The 22,423-nt window shown below is 58.1% G+C and carries 25 protein-coding genes and 1 tRNA gene; 14 read left to right on the top strand and 12 right to left on the bottom strand.

The annotated features are described in order from the left end of the window. Positions 1-59 precede the first annotated feature (59 nt). The 3 genes from rpsT to VJU77_07085 form a co-directional block, all read right to left on the bottom strand. Positions 60-317 (bottom strand): 30S ribosomal protein S20, encoded by a 258-nt coding sequence (rpsT, locus tag VJU77_07095; GenBank protein HKP03120.1) that lies wholly within the window; start codon positions 315-317, stop codon positions 60-62. A gap of 85 nt (positions 318-402) precedes the next feature. Then, positions 403-1,179: a L,D-transpeptidase family protein gene (locus tag VJU77_07090; protein HKP03119.1), complete on the bottom strand. Its 777-nt coding sequence runs from the start codon at positions 1,177-1,179 to the stop codon at positions 403-405. 31 nt (positions 1,180-1,210) lie between these two features. After that, positions 1,211-2,716 carry a cellulose synthase family protein gene (locus VJU77_07085; GenBank protein ID HKP03118.1) on the bottom strand — a complete coding sequence of 502 codons (1,506 nt, stop codon included), beginning with the start codon at positions 2,714-2,716 and terminating at the stop codon, positions 1,211-1,213. A 256-nt stretch (positions 2,717-2,972) separates the two neighbouring features. Here VJU77_07085 and VJU77_07080 point away from each other — a divergent pair, with 256 nt between their 5' ends. Together VJU77_07080 and VJU77_07075 are read left to right on the top strand one after the other, a co-directional pair. Further along, positions 2,973-3,737, top strand: a complete 765-nt coding sequence (locus VJU77_07080; protein ID HKP03117.1) for a hypothetical protein — start codon at positions 2,973-2,975, stop codon at positions 3,735-3,737. A gap of 65 nt (positions 3,738-3,802) precedes the next feature. Beyond that, positions 3,803-6,331, top strand: a complete 2,529-nt coding sequence (locus VJU77_07075) for an ATP-binding protein (GenBank protein ID HKP03116.1) — start codon at positions 3,803-3,805, stop codon at positions 6,329-6,331. 35 nt (positions 6,332-6,366) lie between these two features. Here the strand turns inward: VJU77_07075 and VJU77_07070 are convergent, their stop codons facing one another. The 4 genes from VJU77_07070 to rnhC form a co-directional block, all read right to left on the bottom strand. Continuing rightward, positions 6,367-6,726 carry an HU family DNA-binding protein gene (locus VJU77_07070; protein ID HKP03115.1) on the bottom strand — a complete coding sequence of 120 codons (360 nt, stop codon included), beginning with the start codon at positions 6,724-6,726 and terminating at the stop codon, positions 6,367-6,369. 198 nt (positions 6,727-6,924) lie between these two features. Then, a complete protein-coding gene (locus VJU77_07065) occupies positions 6,925-7,356 on the bottom strand; it encodes a hypothetical protein (protein HKP03114.1) in 432 nt (143 codons plus the stop codon). Continuing rightward, positions 7,353-8,066 carry a DUF4388 domain-containing protein gene (locus VJU77_07060; GenBank protein HKP03113.1) on the bottom strand — a complete coding sequence of 238 codons (714 nt, stop codon included), beginning with the start codon at positions 8,064-8,066 and terminating at the stop codon, positions 7,353-7,355. Before VJU77_07060 ends, VJU77_07065 begins: the two co-directional genes overlap by 4 nt. An 89-nt stretch (positions 8,067-8,155) precedes the next feature. Then, positions 8,156-9,103 carry a ribonuclease HIII gene (gene rnhC, locus VJU77_07055; protein ID HKP03112.1) on the bottom strand — a complete coding sequence of 316 codons (948 nt, stop codon included), beginning with the start codon at positions 9,101-9,103 and terminating at the stop codon, positions 8,156-8,158. Between the two features lie 122 nt (positions 9,104-9,225). Between rnhC and VJU77_07050 the strand changes: the two genes are divergently transcribed. From VJU77_07050 to VJU77_07005, 10 genes are all read left to right on the top strand, one after another. Beyond that, positions 9,226-10,221, top strand: coding sequence for an A/G-specific adenine glycosylase (locus VJU77_07050; protein ID HKP03111.1), 996 nt, complete (start codon positions 9,226-9,228; stop codon positions 10,219-10,221). A gap of 43 nt (positions 10,222-10,264) precedes the next feature. After that, on the top strand, positions 10,265-11,461 hold the full coding sequence (gene trpB / locus VJU77_07045) for a tryptophan synthase subunit beta (GenBank protein ID HKP03110.1): 1,197 nt from the start codon (positions 10,265-10,267) through the stop codon (positions 11,459-11,461). After that, the gene (locus VJU77_07040) at positions 11,461-12,336 is read left to right on the top strand and encodes a YicC/YloC family endoribonuclease (protein ID HKP03109.1); all 876 of its coding nucleotides are present in this window, start codon (positions 11,461-11,463) and stop codon (positions 12,334-12,336) included. Before trpB ends, VJU77_07040 begins: the two co-directional genes overlap by 1 nt. Next, entirely contained in the window at positions 12,329-12,940 is a 612-nt protein-coding gene (gmk, locus tag VJU77_07035; GenBank protein HKP03108.1) for a guanylate kinase, read from the top strand. The genes VJU77_07040 and gmk overlap by 8 nt, the downstream gene beginning before the upstream one ends. After that, complete coding sequence (locus tag VJU77_07030; GenBank protein ID HKP03107.1) at positions 12,937-13,500, top strand: flavoprotein; 564 nt, start codon at positions 12,937-12,939, stop codon at positions 13,498-13,500. The genes gmk and VJU77_07030 overlap by 4 nt, the downstream gene beginning before the upstream one ends. Continuing rightward, the gene (locus VJU77_07025) at positions 13,497-14,150 is read left to right on the top strand and encodes a phosphopantothenoylcysteine decarboxylase (protein HKP03106.1); all 654 of its coding nucleotides are present in this window, start codon (positions 13,497-13,499) and stop codon (positions 14,148-14,150) included. Before VJU77_07030 ends, VJU77_07025 begins: the two co-directional genes overlap by 4 nt. Before the next feature lie 318 nt (positions 14,151-14,468). Further along, complete coding sequence (locus VJU77_07020; GenBank protein ID HKP03105.1) at positions 14,469-15,215, top strand: inositol monophosphatase family protein; 747 nt, start codon at positions 14,469-14,471, stop codon at positions 15,213-15,215. Next, a complete protein-coding gene (gene ispF / locus VJU77_07015) occupies positions 15,212-15,694 on the top strand; it encodes a 2-C-methyl-D-erythritol 2,4-cyclodiphosphate synthase (GenBank protein ID HKP03104.1) in 483 nt (160 codons plus the stop codon). The genes VJU77_07020 and ispF overlap by 4 nt, the downstream gene beginning before the upstream one ends. A gap of 79 nt (positions 15,695-15,773) precedes the next feature. Further along, on the top strand, positions 15,774-17,183 hold the full coding sequence (cysS, locus tag VJU77_07010; GenBank protein HKP03103.1) for a cysteine--tRNA ligase: 1,410 nt from the start codon (positions 15,774-15,776) through the stop codon (positions 17,181-17,183). Between the two features lie 11 nt (positions 17,184-17,194). Beyond that, positions 17,195-17,884 (top strand): UDP-N-acetylglucosamine diphosphorylase, encoded by a 690-nt coding sequence (locus VJU77_07005; GenBank protein HKP03102.1) that lies wholly within the window; start codon positions 17,195-17,197, stop codon positions 17,882-17,884. Positions 17,885-17,915: 31 nt separating this feature from the next. Here the strand turns inward: VJU77_07005 and VJU77_07000 are convergent. The 3 genes from VJU77_07000 to VJU77_06990 all read right to left on the bottom strand — a co-directional run bounded on the left by VJU77_07000 (position 17,916) and on the right by VJU77_06990 (position 19,660). Beyond that, positions 17,916-18,000: transfer RNA gene (locus tag VJU77_07000), tRNA-Ser, on the bottom strand. 38 nt (positions 18,001-18,038) lie between these two features. Continuing rightward, the gene (gene hemQ / locus VJU77_06995; protein HKP03101.1) at positions 18,039-18,860 is read right to left on the bottom strand and encodes a hydrogen peroxide-dependent heme synthase; all 822 of its coding nucleotides are present in this window, start codon (positions 18,858-18,860) and stop codon (positions 18,039-18,041) included. Next, complete coding sequence (locus tag VJU77_06990) at positions 18,857-19,660, bottom strand: rhomboid family intramembrane serine protease (GenBank protein HKP03100.1); 804 nt, start codon at positions 19,658-19,660, stop codon at positions 18,857-18,859. Before VJU77_06990 ends, hemQ begins: the two co-directional genes overlap by 4 nt. 73 nt (positions 19,661-19,733) lie before the next feature. On the opposite strand from VJU77_06990, the gene gcvT reads away from it, so the two are divergent. Both gcvT and gcvH read left to right on the top strand, forming a co-directional pair. After that, positions 19,734-20,834: a glycine cleavage system aminomethyltransferase GcvT gene (gene gcvT, locus VJU77_06985; GenBank protein ID HKP03099.1), complete on the top strand. Its 1,101-nt coding sequence runs from the start codon at positions 19,734-19,736 to the stop codon at positions 20,832-20,834. Then, a complete protein-coding gene (gene gcvH / locus VJU77_06980; GenBank protein HKP03098.1) occupies positions 20,831-21,208 on the top strand; it encodes a glycine cleavage system protein GcvH in 378 nt (125 codons plus the stop codon). Before gcvT ends, gcvH begins: the two co-directional genes overlap by 4 nt. Before the next feature lie 8 nt (positions 21,209-21,216). Here gcvH and VJU77_06975 read toward each other — a convergent pair whose 3' ends face one another. Both VJU77_06975 and VJU77_06970 read right to left on the bottom strand, forming a co-directional pair. Then, complete coding sequence (locus VJU77_06975) at positions 21,217-21,630, bottom strand: hypothetical protein (protein ID HKP03097.1); 414 nt, start codon at positions 21,628-21,630, stop codon at positions 21,217-21,219. Between the two features lie 51 nt (positions 21,631-21,681). Further along, positions 21,682-22,356: a DUF1345 domain-containing protein gene (locus VJU77_06970; GenBank protein ID HKP03096.1), complete on the bottom strand. Its 675-nt coding sequence runs from the start codon at positions 22,354-22,356 to the stop codon at positions 21,682-21,684. Positions 22,357-22,423: the final 67 nt, after the last annotated feature.

Raw genomic sequence — 22,423 nt, 5'->3', positions numbered from 1 at the left:
GGTAGCGCAAGCTTCCAGCTTGCTTTGCGTCAGCGAACCGAACCGAAGCCCGCGCTCGGTCAGGCAGCGCGCGAAGCGGCCAATGATTTACTCAATCGAGCCTTTCGGCGCTTCGCCGCATTCTTATGAATGATGCCGCGTTTCGCCGCTTTATCGATCGCTGAAATCATCGCCTGTACGTCCTTGGCTTCCGGCTTCGAGCCAGGCGCCGAAACGCCCTTCTGCATTTTGCGCAGGCGCGTCAGGACCCTCCGGTTGCGGAGCGAGCGAACGGTTGTCTGGCGGGCGCGTTTCGAAGCGGATTTGGTATTAGCCATTTGGAAATTGGAAATTTCTGAGCGGGGAGAGTCGTGGAGGGCGGGTACTGTGTCAAGACCGCGATCACGCGCGGCCGGCGGGAAGCTAGGCGCTCCGGCCGAAGTGAGGCTCCTCCGGCTTCGCGTTTTTGCGCACGGTTTGAGCAGGCTTCTTTGCGGGAGCAGGCGCATCGGCCTTCCTTGCAGGGGCAGCGGTCTTCACCACGGGGACCTCGGGCTTCACTACGGGGGTCTCGGATTTCACTACCGGGGTCTCGGCCTCGCCGGTTGGCTTCGGTTCAGCCTTGGGCTGCTCCAGCGCAAAGACCGCGCCTTTCGGCGCCTTGGGAACGTCTGGTAACCGATCCGGGACAATCTCGACCAGCGCTCCGATCGGGAGCTGCGAATAGAGCGCGGTGACGTCGCGCGACTTCATTCGGATGCAGCCGTAACTGGCAGGGCGCCCGATAGTTTTTTCCTCCGGTGTGCCGTGAATATAAATGCAGCGGCTATAGGCATGTGCGTTGGCCGCTTCCAAGCCACGCAGCCAGATGATTCGGGTGATCACGGGATCGCGCCCCGGAGCATTCGGCTTGATGATTTCACCGGTAAACCGGCGATTCCGAAAAACGGCCCCGACCGGCGCGTGATCGCCAATTTTTTCGGCAACCTGAAGAAAACCAAGCGGAGTTGTCATTCGCCCCCAGTTGTCACCGACACCGAATTTTGACGTGGATACGGGATAAGTCGCGAGCTTGGCGCCATTTCCGACCACCATCAGTTTCTGGTCCTTTACACTGATAATAACGCGGCTGGGCCCATCGGCGCGCAGGGTTGCCGCAAACGAAAGTAACGCCAGCAGAAGCGAAAACAGGCGAACCATCACGGCCTTCTTACTTGAATCCGAGTGTTTGTCACGCAGGAATCGTGGCTGCGGTCCGCTCGCCGCCGAGACTGACCCTCGGAAACCACTGACCTAGCGATGAGAGAGAGACGTAAAGAAACCCTGCTTGGAACATGATCAGGAATGGGAGGGAGACAAACTGCCGATGCTGAATGGCGAACCAGACGAAGTAGGAAAAATAGAGGGCGAAGGCCATCTCCGCGATAGGAAGGAGAGATTTGAGCGGCATGTATTTGCAGGTGCGCCAGGGCTGGGCCTTGCGCTCGATCCCATACTTCGGCGTCCGGGCAAATTCCGACTTGTGATTGAAGACGGCCTCGAGGACCGCCCGCGCATTATTAAGAGAAAGGCCGACACCGAGCGCAAGCAGAGCCGGGAGCAACAGAATTTCCTTCATCCAGGTGCGCGGGTGCAGCTCTCGCTGGGCGCAAATGTAAAAGACGGCCACAGAAACCGACGCCGTCAGGAAGATGGGGAAATCGAGGAGCACAGTCCGGAGGAGGCCTGGCTGCGGCCCACCGCTCGACGGATGGAGCAGCACGCACAAACACGCGAGCAGAAGATAGGCGAAATTTGAAGTCAGGTGGGCAGTGGCCTCGATCTTGATCGTGAGAGGGAGACGGCTGCGCCAGATAGTTGGAAGCAATTTCTTGCAGGTCTGAACCGAACCTTTCGTCCAACGATGTTGCTGTGATTTGAACCCGTTCATGTCCACCGGTAATTCGGCCGGCGTGATAACGTCCGGCAGGAAGATGAACTTCCAGCCGGCCAGCTGGGCGCGATAACTCAGATCGAGATCCTCGGTCAAGGTGTCGTGTTGCCATCCTCCTGCCTCATCGATGCAGGAGCGGCGCCATAATCCAGCGGTCCCATTAAAGTTGAAGAAACGACCGCTTCGGCTGCGCGCCGTTTGCTCGAGGAGAAGATGACCATCAAGGAACATGGCCTGCACGCGGGTAAGCAGAGAATAGCCGCGATTCAAATGGCCCCAGCGAGTTTGGATCATGCCGATTTTCGGATCGGTGAAGAAATGGATCGTCCTCCGCAGAAGATCCGGTTGCGGAACGAAATCAGCATCCAGGATGCAAACGAATTCACTTTGCGCGGAGGCCAATCCGGTCTCGAGGGCCCCGGCTTTGAACCCGGAGCGATCGGTCCGGTGAATGAGCTCAACATTGAAGCCCCGGCTCTGCAATTCGGCCACGCACGAGGAGGTCAGCTGCCGGGTATCGTCGGTCGAATCATCAAGAACCTGGATTTGCAGGAGATCTTTGGGATAATCTATTTCACTGACCGAACGCAAAAGGCGTTCGACGACATACACTTCATTGAAGATCGGCAACTGCATCGTCACCTTGGGCAGCTGCTCGAATTGCCGCGCCGGGACCGCCGCCTGTTTCCGATGCTTCAGGAAGAGATAAATGATTACATACCGGTGAACCCCGTAAGCGGAGAGGCCGATCAGCACACTCATGTAGCAGATCGTCCAGATGATCGAGGCAACGCTTCCTTGCATAACGGGTTAGAGAAACTGCCGCCATTGAAAGGCGGCAGGGCGACATGATGCCGCTTCCGCCGCATCCGTCAAATCAAAAATGGGGGGTTTGCCCGCGAAACGCGGACCCATTTCCCGCGCCAGAGAGGCGGTTCCGCCGAGCCTGGCGCCCCTCCGCGGCAAGATGCAAACAATCACCGGTTACCGCCCGATTCAGATAAAGATGAAACGCCCGCTGGACGGAAAAATTCTGCTGATCTGTCTATACTTGGCGGCGATGTCAGCACCGCAACTGGTCGTTGGACAGGAACCTTCTGATAATGTGGCCGACCATCAGCGCGAAGAACTTGGCGTCAACCCCTACACGGCGCCGTCCCTCGCCGACATTTTTCAACAACTCGACGACCTCAAGCCGCTTCCTTTCGAGCAACTCAAACGCGAGTTTCCGCAGGCCACTCACACCAGTCGTGAGCAGATGGGCATGGTATTCGGCAGCCTGGTCGCAGACGGGTTTCTCATCGTGGAGTGTCAGAAGAAGAATCTTGTGGAAGACCTCGGCCGGGTGTTGTTGCGGCAGGCCCGCAGTCTCGGTGTGGGCGATCGGGTAATGCGCCACAGCGCCAGCCTGACCGAGCTGGGAAAAAAGGGGGATTGGCCGGCGGTCCGGGCTGAATTGATTTCCACCCAACAGGACGTCGAGCAGGCGATGAGTGACTTGCGCGATCAAAAAATGGCCCACCTGATCAGTCTGGGCGGCTGGCTGCGCGGCTTGGAGATTACCTCCGGCGCCGTCGAAGGGAATTATACTCCGGATCGCGCCGCGGTCCTTTGGCAACGGGATCTGATCAATTACTTCGCGGAAGAAATAGCGACCCTGCCCCCTGCTGTCGCTCACGCGCCGTTCTTTGAGAAAATTCGCGCCGGCGTGGATGCAATCCGCACCCTGTTAAACCACGCTCCCGAGGCACCGAGTCTTGCGGAGGTCAAAACATTGCACACTCAAGCTCATGATTTGAACCTGCTGATCGCGGCGGCGGACTAGGCGACAAAATTCCACCCATTTCGGGCCTTGCCGCGAGGGTTTAGAGAGCCGAGTTTTTTCCTGCGATGTCCTGGATTCAATCCATCCCATTTTTCGGCCGTCTAAAACGACGGGACCGGGATCGGCTCCAGCGTTACAACATCGTTATCGCCATCCTCCTGGCCGGATGGTTCCCCTCAATTCTGATGTTGTTCTTCTCCTACACGATTTTGAGCGACACCCTGGAGTCCAAGATCCTTCACGACCGCCAAACCTTCGTGCAATTGATCGCCCACCTGGTGGGTGATGATCTGAGCCATACGGGCAGCGTCATCGAGTACTACCAGACCCAGCCGGACGTCGCCAAAATGCTGGCGGCACCTAATCCATCCAGCCCAGCTCAACAATGGTTAACCCAGGTTTTTTATTCGCATCCCCGAATCGACGGGATGTTTTTGGCCGGGACAGAGGGCCAGCTGATCGCTTCGCTGCCCGCGATCCCCACGCCGGCCGCGCAGGATTTTTCGCCAGCCCTTTGGCGAGAAGGCGCCATGGGTTCGGCCGACGTTTACGTATCGCCCATTCATCCGCGCTTGCCGGATGGTCGCATGACGACGGCTATCGTGGGGGCGGTTCGCGCCCAGGACGGCACCGTCGTCGGATATCTGGGCGTTTGGGTCCTTGTGGAACGAATGGGGAGGCGCCTCTCCTCGATCGATTTCGCCGACCGGGCGGTTTGCCACGTGATCGACCAAAGCGGCCACCCTCTTTTCGCGAATAATTTCGTTCCGAATACCCAGCCGGCGACGCCTCAGCTCTCCAGCATCATCGAGGAAATCCGCCCCCTGAAGACAGGTTCGATCGAACGGAATGGCCACCTTTATTCTTTCACCACGCTCGAGACCACCGGGTGGCTGACCATCGTCGAGCAACCGAAAGCGGTGGCTTACAAACCGGTCCAGGACTTGTTGAACAAGATCACGATTCCCGCTCTCTGGCTGATTGTGTTGACGGCGGTGGGCGCATGGTTCGCAGGAAAAGTCGCACGGCGCCAGGCTGAAGCCGCCCGCCGGATCGAGCGCGAGGTTATTTTCAACGAGAAAATCCTGGCCAACATGCCGAGCGGAATTGCGCTCGTCGATCCGGACTCGCACCATTTCCTCCAGGCGAATCAGGCTTTCAGCGAAATGGCCAAACGGTTTGGCGAATTGCCGGCCGCTAAAGACATTTACGACGCCAGCTACGATGAAGTGAAGATCGCCCCCGCCGAAGCGATCGAGCGTGTCCTGGCTTTCGGCGCGCCTTATCAATTGGTCGAACAACCGTTCGTCGACCGCGAAGGAATGACCCGCTTTGTAAACGTGAATCTTCTGCGTCTGCAAGGTTCGGAGCAAACCATCCAGGGCGTGCTCTACCTGGTTGAAGACAAGACGCGCGATGTGACCCTGCGCCAGGAGCTCATTGGGGCCAATGCGTCGAAAGATCAGTTTCTCGCCCTGCTCTCTCACGAATTGCGCAATCCCCTTTCGCCGGTCATTGCCATGGTCGGCGAATTGGAGGCGAGCGCTCCGGATTCGGCAGAAGTGAGACATGCCCTCGAAGTGATCCGCCGCAACGTCGAACTGGAGGCGCGCCTCATCGACGATCTTCTGGACGTGACCCGAATCTCGAAAGGCAAGCTCCAGCTCAGCCTGGAGACCGCCAGCGTGCACGAGATTTTGCAACGCTCCTATGAGATTTGCCGGGAGGAAATCGCGGCCAAAGATCTGAAGATCGAATTTCGGCTTCGGGCCGAGCGCGCTTTTGTGGAAGGAGATCCGGCACGCTTGCAGCAGGTCTTTTGGAACTTGATCAAAAACAGCGTGAAATTTACTCCGGAGAAGGGCCGGATCGTGATCGAAACCCTGAACCCTTCTCCCGATAAGGTGGAAATCAGGACGATGGACACCGGCATTGGGATCGAGGCAGAGCAGATAGAGCGAATCTTCAATGCTTTCGAACAAGGCCAAAGCTCCATCACGCGGAGGTTTGGCGGTCTCGGGCTCGGCCTCGCCATCTCAAAAGCGATGGTCGGGGCACATGGTGGAACGATCAAAGCCGAAAGCCGCGGAAAGAATCGCGGCGCCACCTTTACCGTGACTCTGGCGACGGTCGCGGCGCCGGCGACCCTGCCGACGGTGGCGGAAACGGGCGGGCCGAAAGCCGTGGAAGAAAAAAGGACCAAAGCCGGTCAGCACGGACCCCGGGTTTTGGTTGTGGACGATCATGTCGACACCTGTACCGGAATGAAAATGATGCTCGAACGGCGGGGGTATCGCGTCACGGTCGCGCACACGGCCGATCAAGCCGTGGCGAAAGCCAATCGCCAGGAGTTCGATCTTGTCATCAGCGATATCGGTCTTCCCGATCGCTCTGGCTACGAGCTGATGCAGGAATTGACTACCGCGAAAGGCCTGCGGGGCATCGCCCTCAGCGGCTTTGGAATGGAAAACGACGTGAGCAGGGCGCGCGCGGCGGGTTTCTCAGAGCACCTCACCAAGCCAATCAATTTTGACCGACTGGAGGAGGCGATCCAGAACCTGCTGCTCGAGGCGGAACCTGCGATTCGCTCGTAGGTCTAAAGCGGCCCGCCCGGGAATTGCGATTCGCCCTATTGAGTCGCGCCCGCACCACTGCTCTCGGCCATCTCCTTTTTGTCGGAGGCCTCCTTCAATTCGCGGGAGAGCTTTTCCACTCGCTGGCGCATAATCTTGCCGGCCTTGAATTTTACCGTGGCGCGGGGCGGTATTACAAAGCTGCTGCCTGGTTCGTTTGGGTTGCGGCCCACGCGAGGTTTGGTGAGGCGGGGTTGAAACACTCCAAAGTTACGCAGTTCAACGGCTACATTATTTGCCAGGCTGTTGGTAATATGATCGAGCGTCCGCTGCACGACTTCGAAAACGTCGTGCTGCACCATCCCGGTCTGATTGCTGATGGCGACAACGATATCTCTTTTGGTTAGCTTTGGCATAACACAAAGTAATCGTATCACGGCACTAAGATGGGGGGAAACAAATGTAACAAATTTCAGTTTGTTACGTAGAGAGCCCCCGCGCGCGACGGACGTCCATGGACCCCTAGAAAGTCCGATAAAAGCGCAAAAACATGGTTCGCCGCCCTGAACCGACCGGCTTTCCGCGCCTCTAAAGTAAGAAGTCGAACAGGACCCTTAGGTCGTTACTGGCCGGCTAAAGAGGCGGCTAACGTAGTAGGCAAGCGCGCTTTGCTCCGCGAGCGTTTTGCGCCGGGACTTCAACTGCCCCTGCACCACGCCAAGCTTCGTGAAAACGCCGTTCCACTCCGTTTCGAGCCGACGAATCTCTTCGTTCGATAACTCGCGGACCCCGCGAACCGATACGCACCGCTGAAGGACGTTCATCGCCCGGCCGGACACATCCCCCAAAATACCCAGGGCCCCAAACACATGTTCGCTTTCCTGAAGCAGATTGGCCCGGATTTCGGTGAACTGGCGTTCCTGTTCCGCGGAAATGATCGGCCTGGCTTTATCGAGCCCGTAGGTAATCAGGTCGTGAAGTTTTTTCCAGTTATCGAGCTGCAGCGTGAGTAGCCGCAGCTGGGTCTCGACGGTTTTATCTCTCATACGGGCCCTGTTGCTGAAAGTTCCAGGGTCTCGTCGAGCTTCTGCAAATTGTCGATAAGCAGGTGCGCCCACGGACGATCCACGGTCTGCACCTGACTGATGATTCCTTCTTCAAAATAGAAGCGACCCTGCCGCCAGCGGAAAATCTCAGCCACCGCCGACTCGCCTTCGAGCGAGCCAAACACCGCGTGCCGGACTGACCCGTGCGCCAGATAAATCTCGCTGTTGCCGCGGCCTGATTTAAAGGTAAACCGGCCACTGCGTTGGCCGAGGCAGCTCATCTGCAGAATTTCGGCTGCTGAAAATTGGTTGAGGTTGCCGATGAGCGAGTGGCAAGGATCGATGCCTTCGGCGGGCGTTCCACCCTGGCCCAGCGATCGGACAAAAGTGTGCAATTGCCGGCGCAGGCTTCGGTCGCTGCAATTGCTAACGATTCTTGTAATTTTTTGCTGCTGGGCAGTTTTTGTGAAATCAGCCTCCCCGGTTTTCGGAGCGAGACACACGATTCTCAAGGATGGGAAATGCTGGCGGGCGTTCGTGGCCTGTTCCATCGCGATCGGGGCCTCTCCCTCGACCACGAATCCATCAAAATTCTCGGCCAAGAGCACGCTGACCGCCTCCGCGAGCGTCCGGACCACACGCGTCTCGATATCGTCGATTTCGTCAAAAATGCCCAGCGCCCGGTCTTGGAAGACGGGATCGGCATTCAATATGAGGAGCCTGGTTTCCACAAATGCGCTTTGAACGGTAAAAGTAGGTAGCAGGAAGCTTGCCTGCTCCTGAGGCGAATTACCCGCAGCTACTTTCGCCAGGCCTGCCGGGGCGCCGGGGCCGCAAAATTGGCCGGAGCGATCTCACGCGCAGTTCGAAAATGGACCTTCGCCACTTTCCGCAGGACACCAGGCCCTTCGGCTTCCACCAGTTTTTTTGCCGCGTCCTTTACCGCCGCCGAGACGCCCCGTCCGAGTTTCACGCCCATGGTCTTTCCACGGCGCTCCAGCCAGTCGATAAACGCTTCCCGGGCCAGGATGGAAGCGGCCGCGACAGCCAGGTCGGATTCCGCTTTCGTTCGTTGCTCCAGCCGAATCGCCTGGCCGTGCTTTAGCAGGGCATTTTCGATCACTCGCGCGTCGGCAAATTTGTCGGACAATGCCCGCGGACAATCCGGCTTTTTGGCGAGAAGGTTTTCTATCACCCGCGCATGGCCCCAGCCCAGCAGGCTGTTGAGGTTGCCAAACTTTTCGTAGAGATCGTTGTAGCGTTCCGGCCCGATCGCGACGGTGTCGCCCACTGCGCCGGGGGTGGTGCGAATAATCTTGGCCAGCTCCCGGATTCGCGCATCGGATCCAATCCGTTTGCTGTCTTGAATTCCGGCCTCGAGAAACCGTCGGGCGATATCGCGATCGACATAAACTCCCGCGATCACGAGCGGGCCAAAAAAATCGCCCTTTCCGCTTTCGTCGACCCCGAAATGCGGTTCGAACATTTCGGGCGAGTGCACCTCTTCGTAGCCGAGCTTCGCCTCCTCCAAAATCTTCGGCTCCAGCTCGAACTGGACGAACTCGTCGATCCCCTTCCCCTGGAGCAAAATCTTGGGCCCCTTCTCGTAAACGGCGACGCTGAGTTTGTTCTTTTGGGCGAAGAAAAGCGTGTAGGGGCGCTGTCCGAATTCGAAGCCCAGCTCCTTGAGCAAGGCGCGAAGCTTCGCAGCCTGGTCGGTGGTAAGCGGGTGAGTGTAAGAGTTCATCTGCGTCGAGGCAGGGAACGTTCAACGTCCAACGTCCAACGTTCAACATCCAACGTCCAACGTTCAATGCAGACATCTGAAGTTGGACGTTGAACGTTGGACGTTGAACGTTCCTTTTAACTGTGAAGCCTGTCTCGCGCATCGCGTTTCGCCGCTCCCTTCTTTCCTGGTATCGCAAAAACGGCCGCGATCTCCCATGGCGCCGCACCACGGATCCGTACGCGATTCTGGTTTCCGAGTTCATGCTCCAGCAAACCCAGGTCGCGACTGTTCTGCCCTACTATGACGCGTGGATGCGCCGCTTTCCGAGTGTCGCCACTCTTGCCGCCGCCTCGGAATCAGACGTTCTCCACGCCTGGCAGGGTCTTGGTTATTATTCGCGCGCCCGAAATCTGCGAGCCGCGGCTATCGCCATCAACCGAGAACACGGCGGTCGCTTCCCGAAATCGCCGGATTTGATCGGCGATCTGCCCGGCGTTGGCCGCTACACGGCATACGCGGTAGCGACATTCGCTTTCAACGAAACGGTCCCGATCGTCGAAGCAAACATCGCGCGTGTTCTCTCCCGCCTCTTCGACCTGCAAATACCGATCGATACCAGCGCCGGACGAGAACAGCTTTGGTCCGCGGCTGCCCGGCTTCTCCCGGGAGAAAACGCCGGCGAACACAATTCCGCCCTGATGGAATTGGGCGCGCTCGTCTGTGGGGCGAAGCCCAAATGTGAACACTGTCCCGTGAAGCGTTATTGTCGGACGACGGATCCAGCGTCACTGCCGCGAAAGAAACCGCGACGCGCGCTTGAATTTCGCACGGAGACTCACGATTTCGTCCTGCGGCGCGGGCGCGTCCTGCTCGAACGATCGACGGATCGCTGGCACGGCATGTGGATCCTGCCGCGATCAAAAATGCCCCGCCGCGCGGAGCCACCGTTGCATCGCTCCGAATTTCCCTTCACCCATCATCGAATCACCCTGGAGGTTTACCGCGGCCGGGAAGCAAAACGGACGCGGACGCGCCGCTGGTTTTCTGAGCGCGACCTTCATTCCATTGCGGTTCCGTCGCCCCATCGGCGTGCCCTCAACCAGATTCTCGCCAGGCCATCGTTAGGCCTCTCCTAATTCGGCGTTGGACGTTGGACGTGGGGCGTTGGACGTTTGCCCCTTGAATCCCGTTCAACAGCTTCCCGACGCCCACGGTCACTTCGGTCCCTACGGCGGCATGTTCGTGCCCGAGACCCTGATGTCTGCCTTGAACGATCTGACGGCGGAATATCAGCGCGCCAGGATCGATCCCGCGTTCAAGGGCGAACTCGACGAATTGCTTCGCAATTTCGCGGGACGCCCGACGCCGCTTTATTTAGCGGAACGCCTCACTCAGGATCTCGGCGGCGCGAAGATTTATTTGAAGCGCGAAGACCTGCTGCATACCGGCGCGCACAAGATCAACAATGCCCTTGGCCAGATCCTTCTTGCGCGCCGAATGGGCAAGTCTCGTATCATTGCCGAGACGGGCGCCGGCCAGCATGGCGTGGCGACTGCCACCGTCGCCGCTCACTTCGGCTGCGAATGCGTCATCTACATGGGAAGCGTGGACATGGAACGCCAGGCCCTGAACGTCGCCCGAATGCGCTTTCTAGGCGCAGAGGTGGTGCCCGTCACTGCCGGCCAGGCCACGCTCAAGGAGGCGATCAACGAAGCGATGCGCGATTGGGTCACCAACGTGCGAACGACCCACTACATCCTTGGTTCGGCGCTCGGCTCGCATCCTTACCCCATGATGGTCCGCGATTTTCAGCGCGTAATCGGAATCGAAACGCGCCGCCAAATTCTGGAACGCGAAGGCCGCCTGCCGGACGTTCTCATCGCGTGCGTGGGCGGCGGCAGCAATGCGATCGGGCTTTTCCATCCGTTTCTGGAAGATGAATCCGTCCGCATGATCGGCGTAGAAGCCGGCGGTGAAGGCATTCGTCCAGGCAAACATGCCGCGCGTTTTCAGGGCGGCAGGCTGGGCATTCTTCAAGGCACGAAGACGTTTCTCCTTGCCAACGCTGACGGCCAGATCGAGCTCACTCATTCTGTGTCCGCCGGGCTCGACTACGCCGCGGTTGGCCCGGAGCACAGCTATCTGCGCGACGCCGGCCGCATCGAATATGATTATGCCACGGACGAGGAAGCGCTGGCCGCGTTTCGCACTCTCGCCGAGACCGAGGGTATCATCCCGGCTCTTGAAACCGCGCATGCCCTGGCGCATCTGATTAAGATCGCGCCTTCCCTTTCGTCAGATAAACTCGTTATCGTGAATTGCTCCGGCCGTGGAGACAAGGATGTGTCCCAGGCCGCGACCCACTTCGGATTCTAATGAGAAGCATGACTGGTTACGGCCGCGGCGAGGCCGATCACAACGGGACGAAATTCAGCGTCGAACTCAACTCCGTTAATCGGAAGCAGAGCGATATTGTCCTGAATCTGCCGCGCGATCTGGCCGGACTCGAACCGCACATTCGGCAGACCATCAATGAAAGGATTTCGCGAGGCCGAATGAACGTCGTCGTTGAATTGCACCAGAGCGCCAACGGGGGCCGAGGACTCGCGCTCGATACCGCCCTCGCTCGTTCCTACCACGACGCGATGCTAACCTTGCAAAAGGAGTTGAGCGCGCCCGGCGAAATCACGATCGGGACCATTCTTCAGGCCCCAGGCGTGATGCGTTCTCCGGAACAAACCATTGATGCTGATAAAGCCTGGCCAGTGGTCCAGCGAGCTTTGGGAGCGGCGCTCACCGAACTGATCAAAATGCGGGAACGCGAGGGCAAGCATCTCGCCAAGGACTTGATCCATCGGCTCAAGGTGCTGCGCAAAGAGATCAAGGAGATCCGCGGAGTGTATCCGGAAGTCGTGAAGAAATATCGCAGCGCCCTGATCGAGCGAATCGGAAAGGCTGGCCTCGATCTTCCGCTCGAAGACGAACGCTTGCTCAAGGAAGTTACTTTTTTCGCGGACCGCTCGGACATCTCGGAGGAATTGACCCGCCTGGAGAGTCATCTCGCGCAATTCGCGCATCATCTCCGCAAGAACGAGCCGGTCGGCCGCACGCTCGAATTCATTACCCAGGAAATTTTTCGGGAGCTGAATACGCTCGGCGCGAAATCGAATGACGCTTCGATTTCCCAACATGTCGTTGCCTGCAAATCGGAGTTGGAGAAAATCCGGGAGCAAATCCAAAACCTTGAGTAATCAATTCACCCGCACTGGAATTCTCTTCGTGGTCTCCGCTCCTTCGGGGGCGGGCAAAACGACGCTCTGCGATGCGCTGCGACAGACTCCCGATTTTGTATATTCGGTTTCCTGCACGACCCGGCCACCCCGGGCGGGCGAGATCGAGGGGGAAGATTATCATTTCATTTCCGAAAAAGATTTTCTCGGGCGAATCGCGGAGGGCGATTTTCTGGAACACGCGAGCGTGCACGGGCGCCACTACGGGACTACTCGCGAGCCGCTGATTACCAATTTGAAAAACGGCGTGGATGTCCTGATCGACGTCGACATTCAGGGCGCGGCGGCAATTCGGAACTTTGATGACGAAACGATCCGGCGGGCGCTTTGCGACGTCTTCATCATGCCGCCGGACCTGGATGAATTGCGGAAACGGCTGACCAAACGCGGAACTGAAACGCCGGAGCAAATCGAATCGCGAATCGTCACCGCAGCTCGTGAAATGGAGCTGTGGCGGGATTATCGTTACACCATCATCAGCAAATCGATGGAGGAAGATCTGCAAAAGTTCCGCCACATCATGGGAGCCGAGCGATATCTGAGCCGGAGGCTGAAGCTGTCATGAGCAAATCAAAGACCGTCGTCCTCGGCGTCACCGGTTCGATTGCCGCCTACAAATCCGCCGAACTCGCGAGCTTGCTCGTAAAGCAGGGGCACGACGTTTTCGTCGTGATGACGCGGGACGCCGTCGAGTTCATCACGCCGCTGACGCTCCAGACGCTTTCCAAGAATCCGGTCACCACGAGTTTCTTTGATGAAAAGGAAAGTTGGCGTCCGGGACACATCGATCTGGCGGACCGCGCTAATCTTTTGGTGATCGCTCCTGCGACTGCGAACGTGATCGCCGAGCTCGCCCATGGCCTGGCCGGTCATCCGCTCGCGGCCATTGCGCTCGCCACTCGCGCTCAGCTCTTGGTGGCGCCGGCCATGAATGGCAAAATGTGGGAGCATCCGGCCACCCAGAAAAACGTCGACACGCTGAAAACGCGCGGAGTCGAGTTTATCGGGCCGGAAGAAGGAATGCTCGCGTGCGGATACGAAGGCGTCGGCCGGCTATGGAAAGTGGACGACATCGCGTTCCGCGCGGAATTCCTGCTGGCGCGCCAGGATCGATTGATCGCGTGAGGTTCGTCGTTACGGCCGGTCCCACGCGGGAAGCGATCGATCCGGTTCGCTTCATCAGCAATCGTTCTTCGGGAAAAATGGGCTACGCCATTGCGGAAGCGGCGCTCGCGCAGGGCAATGAAGTTACGCTCATCTCCGGACCCGCCGCCATCGCGCCGCCGCCCGAGGCCACCTTTGTTTCAATCACGACGAGCGACGAACTCCATGACGCTGTGCAGCGCGCCGTGCCCACTTGCGACGTTCTCGTGATGTGCGCAGCCGTGTCGGATTACAAACCGGCCGCGGTCAGTCCCCGCAAAATGAAAAAGCGAAACGCGCCCTTCGCCCTTCGATTGATTGCCACCCGCGACATCCTCGCCTCGTTACCGAAGGATAATCGCCGATATCTCGTGGTCGGTTTCGCCGCCGAGACACACGATCTGAAAATAAATGCGCGGGAAAAACTGCTGAGAAAGAATTGCGATCTGATGGTGGCGAACGATGTCAGCGGAAAAGATTCGGGAATGGAAAGCGACGAAAATGAAGTCCTGATTTTCTTCCGAAACGGCGAAACGAAGAAAATTTCTCGCGCTCCGAAAAAAATAATCGCGCGCGAGCTCGTGAAAATAATTGCAAAGATGTTCGAAAAAAGTTTGACAAAAAAATCGTGATGATTACTGACAACAGTAAGTGAAGTTAAAAAAATCCTTCACCAACCCACCGCGACAGCGGACCGAAAGGGGGGATTAGTCGATATGGCAGCTAAGAAAAAAGCAAAGAAAGCTCCCGCCAAGAAAAAGGCGGCTGCGAAGAAAAAGAAACACTAGTTTCATTTGATTCGCTCACGAGCTACGGAGCTTTTCGTAGTTCCAAAACAATAACTTCAACCCGGGAGGAGAATTAATTTTCTCCTCCCGGTTTTTTTTTGGGGCAGGCCGCGAGACGAAATCAGTTGGCAGGGCGAGGCCGTTGATCCTATTAGGTTCCACATGACGCATTACCTCGACGCGGCGGTGGAGGCTGCCCGCGCCGCGGGCGAACTGCTCCGGCACAGTTTTCAACAGCCGCTTCGCGTCCAATCCGCTGAAGCCCACGACATCAAGCTCGAGATCGATGTCCGCGCCCAGGAACTGATCACCGATCTGCTCCTGAAAAAATTCCCGGAGCACGCCCTGTATGGCGAAGAAGGCGTCGTCGGCGATCAGGCCAGCGATTACCAATGGGTGGTCGATCCTCTCGATGGAACCGTGAATTTTTTCTACGGCATTCCGCACTTTTGCGTTTCAATCGCCTTGCGTTACCTCGGCGAAATTATTGTGGGCGTAATTCACGATCCTATCCGGGACGAAACCTGGACGGCACAAAAAGGTGCCGCGCCGATGTTGAACGGCCGGCCCTTTCGGGTCAGCGAACGCGCAGACCTCGCTGAAGCGGTCATCTCCGTCGGCCTCTCCAAAACCGGCGTGACGATTGCGGCCGGCCTGCCGCTTCTCCAGGAAATGGTGCACCGGGCGCGCAAATGCCGGTTGATGGGCAGCGCGGCCCTCGACCTGGCCTACGTTGCCTGCGGGCGCTTCGACGCCTACATCGAACAAGGGATCAGTCTCTGGGATATTGCGGCCGGTTGGATTCTGGTTGAGACCGCCGGCGGCACCGTCGAACTCAAGCCTCGCACGGATATGAAAGATAAATACAGCATTATCGCGTCGAACGGCGTGATCGATTTGAAATTGTGAGCACGATCCGGGTTGGCAACGGTTACGACGCGCATCGCCTCGCGGTCGGGCGCAAACTAATCCTGGGCGGCGTGGAGATCCCGCACGAGCGCGGCCTCGAAGGGCACTCGGACGCGGACGTCATCTGCCACGCGATCGCCGATGCCTTGCTCGGTGCAGTCGGCGAAGGCGACATCGGCCATCATTTTCCGAACACCGACGAATCGATTCGCGGGATCAGCAGCATCGCTATCCTGCAGCGGGTGACCGCGCTTCTCGGCCAGATTCATGCCCGCCCGGTGAACGTGGATGCGACTTTGATAGCGGAAGCGCCGAAGATTGCGCCCCACATTCCGGCGATGCGGGAAAAGATTGCCGCTGCCCTTCATCTCGACACCGCGCGCGTCAGCATCAAAGCAACCACGAACGAAGGCCTGGGCGCGATTGGCCGAGGCGAAGGCATGGCGGCGATGGCGGTGGCGACGGTGGAAATGGAATGATGGAGTGTTGGAGTAATAGTTTGATGGAAGCCCGGTTTCACTACTCCATTACTCGACCACTCCATTTCACCCGCTGACGATGGCAATCCGGCTCTTCAACACCTACTCGCGCACGCTCGAAGAATTTCGGCCCCTCAATTCGGCCGGAGGCGAGGTGAAAATGTACACCTGTGGGCCGACGGTTTACAGCCACGCGCATATTGGAAATTTTCGTGCTTACCTTTTCGAAGATCTGCTTCAGCGGCATTTGGAATCGCGTGACTTTAAGGTGCACCGTGTCATGAACATCACGGACGTCGACGACAAGACGATCCGCGGCTCGCGCGAAGCCGGCCTGCCGCTGGCGCAGTTCACCGAGCCCTTCAAACAGGCGTTTTTCGAAGACCTTGACGCGTTGCGCATTAAACGAGCGGACTCGTTCCCGGAAGCGACCGATCCGGGCCAGATCAGGAAAATGATTGAGATGATTTCGACGCTGATGGAGCGCGGTCTCGCTTATGAGGCGGAAGACAAATCGGTTTACTACCGCATCAACAAGTTTCCGGACTACGGGAAGCTGGCGCATTTTGATTTGGAAGAGCTGCGTTCCACCGGCCGGGTGAAGAGCGACGAGTACGAGAAGGAGAACGTCGGCGATTTCGCGCTTTGGAAAGCGTGGGACGAACAGGATGGGCTGGTGAAATGGGAGAGCCCCTGGGGTCCCGGCCGGCCTGGCTGGCACATCGAGTGCAGTGCGATGGCGACCCAGCTTCTCGGCGAAGAGCTGGATATTCACTGTGGCGGCGTGGACAATATTTTTCCGCACCATGAAGCGGAGATTGCCCAGACCGAGGGATGCACGGGGAAAAAGTTCGTCCGCTATTGGCTGCATTGCGCGCATCTCATGGTCGATGGACAAAAGATGGCGAAGTCGCTCGGGAATTTTTACACGCTGCGCGACGTGATCGCGAAAGGATACAGCGGACGCGAAGTGCGGTATGCGCTGATGCGGGTCCATTACCGGGCGCCGCTGAATTTTACCTGGGAAGGAATGGACGAGGCGCGAGTGTCTCTGGCGCGGGTGGATGATTGGGTGCGGAGGCTGAAAGAAAACGCCCAACGTCCAACTTCCAACGCCCAACGCCGAATGGATGAGGCCGCGGGATTTCAGGAGGCGTTGGATGACGATCTGAATATTTCCGGCGCGCTCGGCGTTTTGTTCGAGACGATTCGAGAAACGAATCGAAGGATCGATTCCGGGGAGATGAGCGCCGACGAAGCGGCGGCCTGGCTTCAGTGGTGGGAGCGGATCGATAGTGTTCTGGCGATTAGCGGAGAAGAAGCGGCGCTGCCACCGGAAATTGCGGAGCTGGCCGAGGCGCGGGTGCAGGCGAGGCTTGCAAAGGATTGGAGAAAAAGTGATGAATTGCGCGACGCGCTCGCCGCGCAAGGCTGGGAAGCCCGCGATACCAAGGACGGGCAGAAGATCACCCGGCGCGGCGGAGTTTAGTTCATCACCTAATGTTTGCACCGGCCGAATTCCTGAGTCTCGAACACACAGCTCATCCGAAGCTGTTCGAATCGCAGAAGTATGTTTGGGACGCCCTCAAACCAATCGCGAGCTACCTCCAATTTCGCTTAAAACCAGCCGTCCTGGGCGATTTGGTGGGGAAACCTTTTATCAGCAATGCCGTCTTCATCGGCGCGGGGACGATCGTCGAACAGGGAGCCGTTTTGAAAGGGCCCGCCTGGATTGGAGAGAACTGCCACATTCGCAGCGGATGTTACGTCCGGGAAAACGTCATCGTGGGCAATGGCGTGGTGATGGGGAATTCGTGCGAGTTCAAGAACTGCATCCTTTTCGATGAAGTGCAGGTGCCGCATTTCAATTATGTGGGGGACTCGATTTTGGGACATCGCGCCCACCTCGGCGCCGGGGTGATCCTTTCGAATGTGAAACTGGATCACCAGGAAATCCACGTCAGCGCGGCAGATGGCGACATCGCTACCGGGCTCACCAAATTCGGCGCGGTCGTGGGAGATCGCACGGAGATCGGTTGCAATGCGGTGATCAATCCTGGCTCGGTGCTGGGGCGGGATTGCCTGATCTATCCGGGAGCGAATTTTCGCGGAGTGTTGCCGAGCGCGAGCGTGGTAAAAGTGCGCCAGAATATTCAGGTGATGACTCGGCGGTCGGTCAAGGCCGAATAGGGGTCGAGCATATGCGCTGGCGGGAGGGGCTCGGATGGGCAGGGATTCGAACCCTGGTTGCCTTTCGGCAAACACGCTTTCCAGGCGTGCGCATTAGACCACTCTGCCACCCATCCCAGCGTCGGCGGTCAGAGACCGCCGCTACAAAATGCGGCTAAAGTTGTAACCTTCGAAACAGTTCGTCGAGCGGGAGTTGCAGGCCGATGTAAAATTCGCCGAAATCGCCGTAGTCGGCGCTCACGGGATCGAACCGCATTTCGTAGACGATCGATTTAATCTGGAACGTGTCCTGGGCGAACAGGGTGACCCCCCACTCCGCGTCGTCCAGACCCGTCGAGCCGGTAATGAGCTGTTTCACTTTGCCGGCGTATTGCCGGCCGACGGCGCCGTGCCCAAGCATGAGTTTGCGCCGATCTTCGAAAGGCAACGCATACCAGTTGCGTTGCTCGCCCCGGCGCTTGCTCATGTTGTAGAAACAAACGACCGGCCAATCCGGGAGCGTCGGATACATGCGCTCGTGGCGGTAATGCTTCATCCGTTCCTCGAACGCGGCCATCGATTTCTCGAACTCCGGCGTCCCCCGCTCGATCTTCTGCTCCTTCTCCAGAACGGCGGCGTAATCTTCGGCGGTCGTTTTGTATTCACTCTCCTCCGTGAGCGACAAATAGCTGTAAACCGGCACGAGCACGTCCGCGCCGAGCGCGAGGCTGAGCTGCTTTTCGATCCGATTTGCCGCGTGGAGATCGGGGGAGATGAGCATGAAACCCATGTCCGCTTTCGGCGTCACCATGCTGAGGGTGAGCAATTGGGTGGATTCAAGCGCCCGGATTTCCTGCACCAGCGACGAGAGCGCCACTTTCGCGCTTCGTTGTTCTTCGGCATTGAGCAATTGCCACTGGCTGTGCTCGATCCGGTAAAAGAGATGGAGACAATGCCAGCCCTGTTCGGGAATCAGCGGCTCAATGTTCTTGTTCATCCTGGAGAGACGGGAGCGTTTGCCGGGCGGGGCAGATGCGCAAGGCAATATTCTTCGCCATCGCTCGCCACCCTAAACTCCAGACTGGGGTCGGTCAGTTCGGTAGCTCCGCAAGTGGCACAACGGTGGAGGGGCTCTTCCTCGCTGCGGGATTGGATTTCGAAGCGCTTTCTTCGCACTGCCACCTCCTTCCTCTGACGAAGGTGCTGAATCGCTCCCGGCCCAAAAAAGATCAGGTAATTGCTCAGCGCGGCGATAAGAGCGAGCCGATAGGAGTTCGATTGGGTCACAAACGCAAGCAACAGGAGCGCGGCGTAGGCCCAGGCGATCCATTTGATTTTCAGCGGCAGAATAAAGAACACGTAGATGACTTCGTCCGGATAGAAGTGGGCGAAGGCAAAGAAGAGCGTCGTGAAAAGCATCTGATTGGAAAACTGGCTGTTCGAGAGCAGGGCAGCCACGGTGGTGCCGATCATTCCCACCAGAAAATAAATGGTCAGGCGAAACGCACCCCAGGCGCGCTCGAGACCATCGCCGATGAACCAGAGAAACCAGAGCGCGATGAGCACCCAGAGCGGATGCGACATTTGCGGGACGAAAATGTAGGTAACAAGCCGCCAGACTTCTCCGGCGCGAATCCGAGAAATGTCGAGGGCGAGATAGGAATCGAACCCTTTGTTCAGGTAAACCAGAATGAAAACGAGAACACTGAGGGTGACGATAGCCCGGATCAATCCGGGAATAGCAATGAAGCCCAGGCGCCGTTCGAGTCGATCGAGGAAGGTCATTGCTGCGACCACGGTAGAGGAACCACGGCCCGCTTCAACTCAGAGCGCGTTGACACAAAAGGAGCGGCGTCTAGGCTGACGCTCCATGACGGACGCCGCGCAAAAAAGGACGCCGCTCTACGACGAGCATGTGCGGCTCGGCGCGAAGATGATCCCGTTCGGCGATTGGATCATGCCGGTGCAATACAGCGGCATCATGGACGAGCATCAGGCCGTCCGGAAAAACGTCGGCGTCTTCGATATTTCCCACATGGGTCAATTGATTGCGACCGGTCCGCGCGCGGGCGCCTGGCTGAACGAGATGCTGACCAATAACATCGACAAGCTGGAGGTGGGGACGGGGCAATACACGTTCCTTCTCAACGAGCGGGGCGGGATCATCGATGACCTGATTGTTTACCGGACCGAGCCGGAGAAGTTTTTGCTCGTCGTGAACGCGTCGCGGGTTGACGAGGATTTTGCCTGGCTGCAAAAACATCTGGGCGACAACGGCGCCTTGGAGAACCGGAGCGCGGACTACGGCGGACTGGCAGTCCAGGGACCGCGCGTCATTGAATTGCTCCACGCCATGGTCGGCAAAGAGACGGAGTTGCCCGCGCGAAATCAGATCAAGGATTTCCATTATGACGGAATGAACCTGACCATCGCCCGGACGGGATACACCGGCGAAGACGGGGTGGAGGTTTTCTTCGCCGCGCGCGATGCCGCCAAAGTCTGGAATGGGATTCTCGAGAAAGGAAAGGACCTCGGCATTCGACCATGCGGGCTCGGCGCTCGCGACACGCTCCGCCTGGAGATGTGCTATCCGCTCAACGGCTCCGATCTTTCCCCCGAGCACAATCCGATCGAAGCCGGACTCGGTTTCTTCGTCGATCTCAAGAAACCGAAATTCGTCGGCCGCGAAATTCTGGCTGACGCAAAGGAGAACGGGACTCCGAACCGGCTGGTGGCATTCCGTATGACGGGCAAAGGCCCGCCGCCCCGCCCGCATTATTCCGTCTGGCGCGAGGGCGAACGAATTGGCGAAGTTACCAGCGGCAGTCTCTCACCGAGCTTGAATGAAGGGATCGGAATGGCCTACGTTGCGTCCGCCCACGCCAAGATCGGGACCGAAATCGAGATCGAAATTCGCGACCGAAAGCTGCCGGCAATTATTGAGAAAAAACCGCTCCATAAAAAATCATGAATGTTCCTGACGATCTTCGTTACGCAGAGTCTCACGAATGGGTGCGCATGGAGGGCGAGAACGCGCGCGTCGGCATCACCGATCACGCTCAGGCGGAGTTGACCGACGTCGTTTATGTCGAGCTGCCTAAAGTGGGGGCGAAAGCGACGGCGAAAGGGCAGATTGCGGTCGTGGAATCAGTAAAAGCCGCCAGCGATATCTATGCGCCTGTCTCGGGGACAGTCGTCGAAGTGAACAAGGCGCTCGAAGGAAATCCGGCCCTGATCAATACCGACCCGTTTGGCGAAGGCTGGATCTTCATTCTGAAAATGGATTCACCTGACGAGGTCAACCAGTTGAAAGACCCGGCCGGTTATCGGACGCAGATCGGATAGCGATCAGCCTAACGAGCCCGCTTGAGCACCCGCACCGGCGCCTCGGCCGGGGTGACCATCTCCTCCACGAAGCGGACCAAATCGTCCAGCGTGTTTGCGCTGGCGAGAAAGCTATAGCCGCTCAGGAAGCCGCCGGTCATCACTTTTTTCTCCGCGGTTGGATTACCGCTCAAATAAAGGAAGGGGGTGTCCTTCAGGGCCGGCTCGCCCTGTAACTGGCGCGTCATTTCTTCGTTTTCCGAAGTCTTCGCGGCGTCGAGCAACACCAGATCGGGCCGGAACCATGGGGCGGCGTGCTGAGCCAGCCGGACATCCGCCTCGACTTTGACCAAAAAGCGGCCCGTGCTTTCGAGTGCCCGCCTAACGAGGGCCGTAAGACGCGGCTCGTGATCGACCAGCAGGATCTTTTTCAGGAAAGTCATCGTCCCGGGCCTACCCAGCATCGGATGTGCCAGCGTCCCAGGGACGCGTTCTTATTGGGCAAGAACGGTGCTGAACGTACTGAGAGCGAGGGCGAGAATGACAGTGTTGAAACCGAATGACAACATGCTGTGGACCAGCACGAGTTTCCGGAAATCGCGAGACGTGATTACGACATCCGAAACCTGGAAAGTCATGCCGATAACGAACGAGAAATAGGCAAAGTCCAGATAGTCCGGCTCGCGACCGCCGGGGAACTCAAGGCCGCCAGCATGCGATTTCGGACCGGTCGGGCCGTCTGGATCGCCGTAATAGGTATGAGCGTAGCGCAACCCGAAGACCGTGTGAACGAGCATCCAGGAACAGATCACCGCCACCATGCTGCCAAAGAGATGGACCAGGAAATGCGACCGCTCGGCAAAAGCCTGCTTGCTGAAAAACAAATACCCGACCGCGAACAGCCCGGCACACGCGGTCACCAGGACAAAGACGAAAATCAGGATGTGGCTGAGGTCCTGCTTCTGGGCGCGGGCGTGCAGTTTGTCCGGCGGCGTGGTTACAATCGTCAGCCAAGCCAGCGCGAGCACACAGAGAGCGAATGAATCCCAGGTAATGATGCAGCGCGTGGGTGCCTGAAGCTGCCGTGAGAGAAGGAACCAGACCCCGCTCGCGAGGAGAAGAGCGATAACAGTGCGGTGCCGGGCATCCTGTTTGGCAATCCAGTTCATGTCGGGATGTTGTAGCCGGGATCGGTGATCCCGGCAAAGCAGAACGTCGTAATTCACCGCCCGGGAT

This window comes from Chthoniobacterales bacterium (genome assembly GCA_035274845.1).
GTDB lineage: Bacteria > Verrucomicrobiota > Verrucomicrobiia > Chthoniobacterales > UBA10450 > AV80.
The sequence above is the reverse complement of the archived record's forward strand: the minus strand, read 5'-3'. Positions and strand labels throughout refer to the sequence as shown.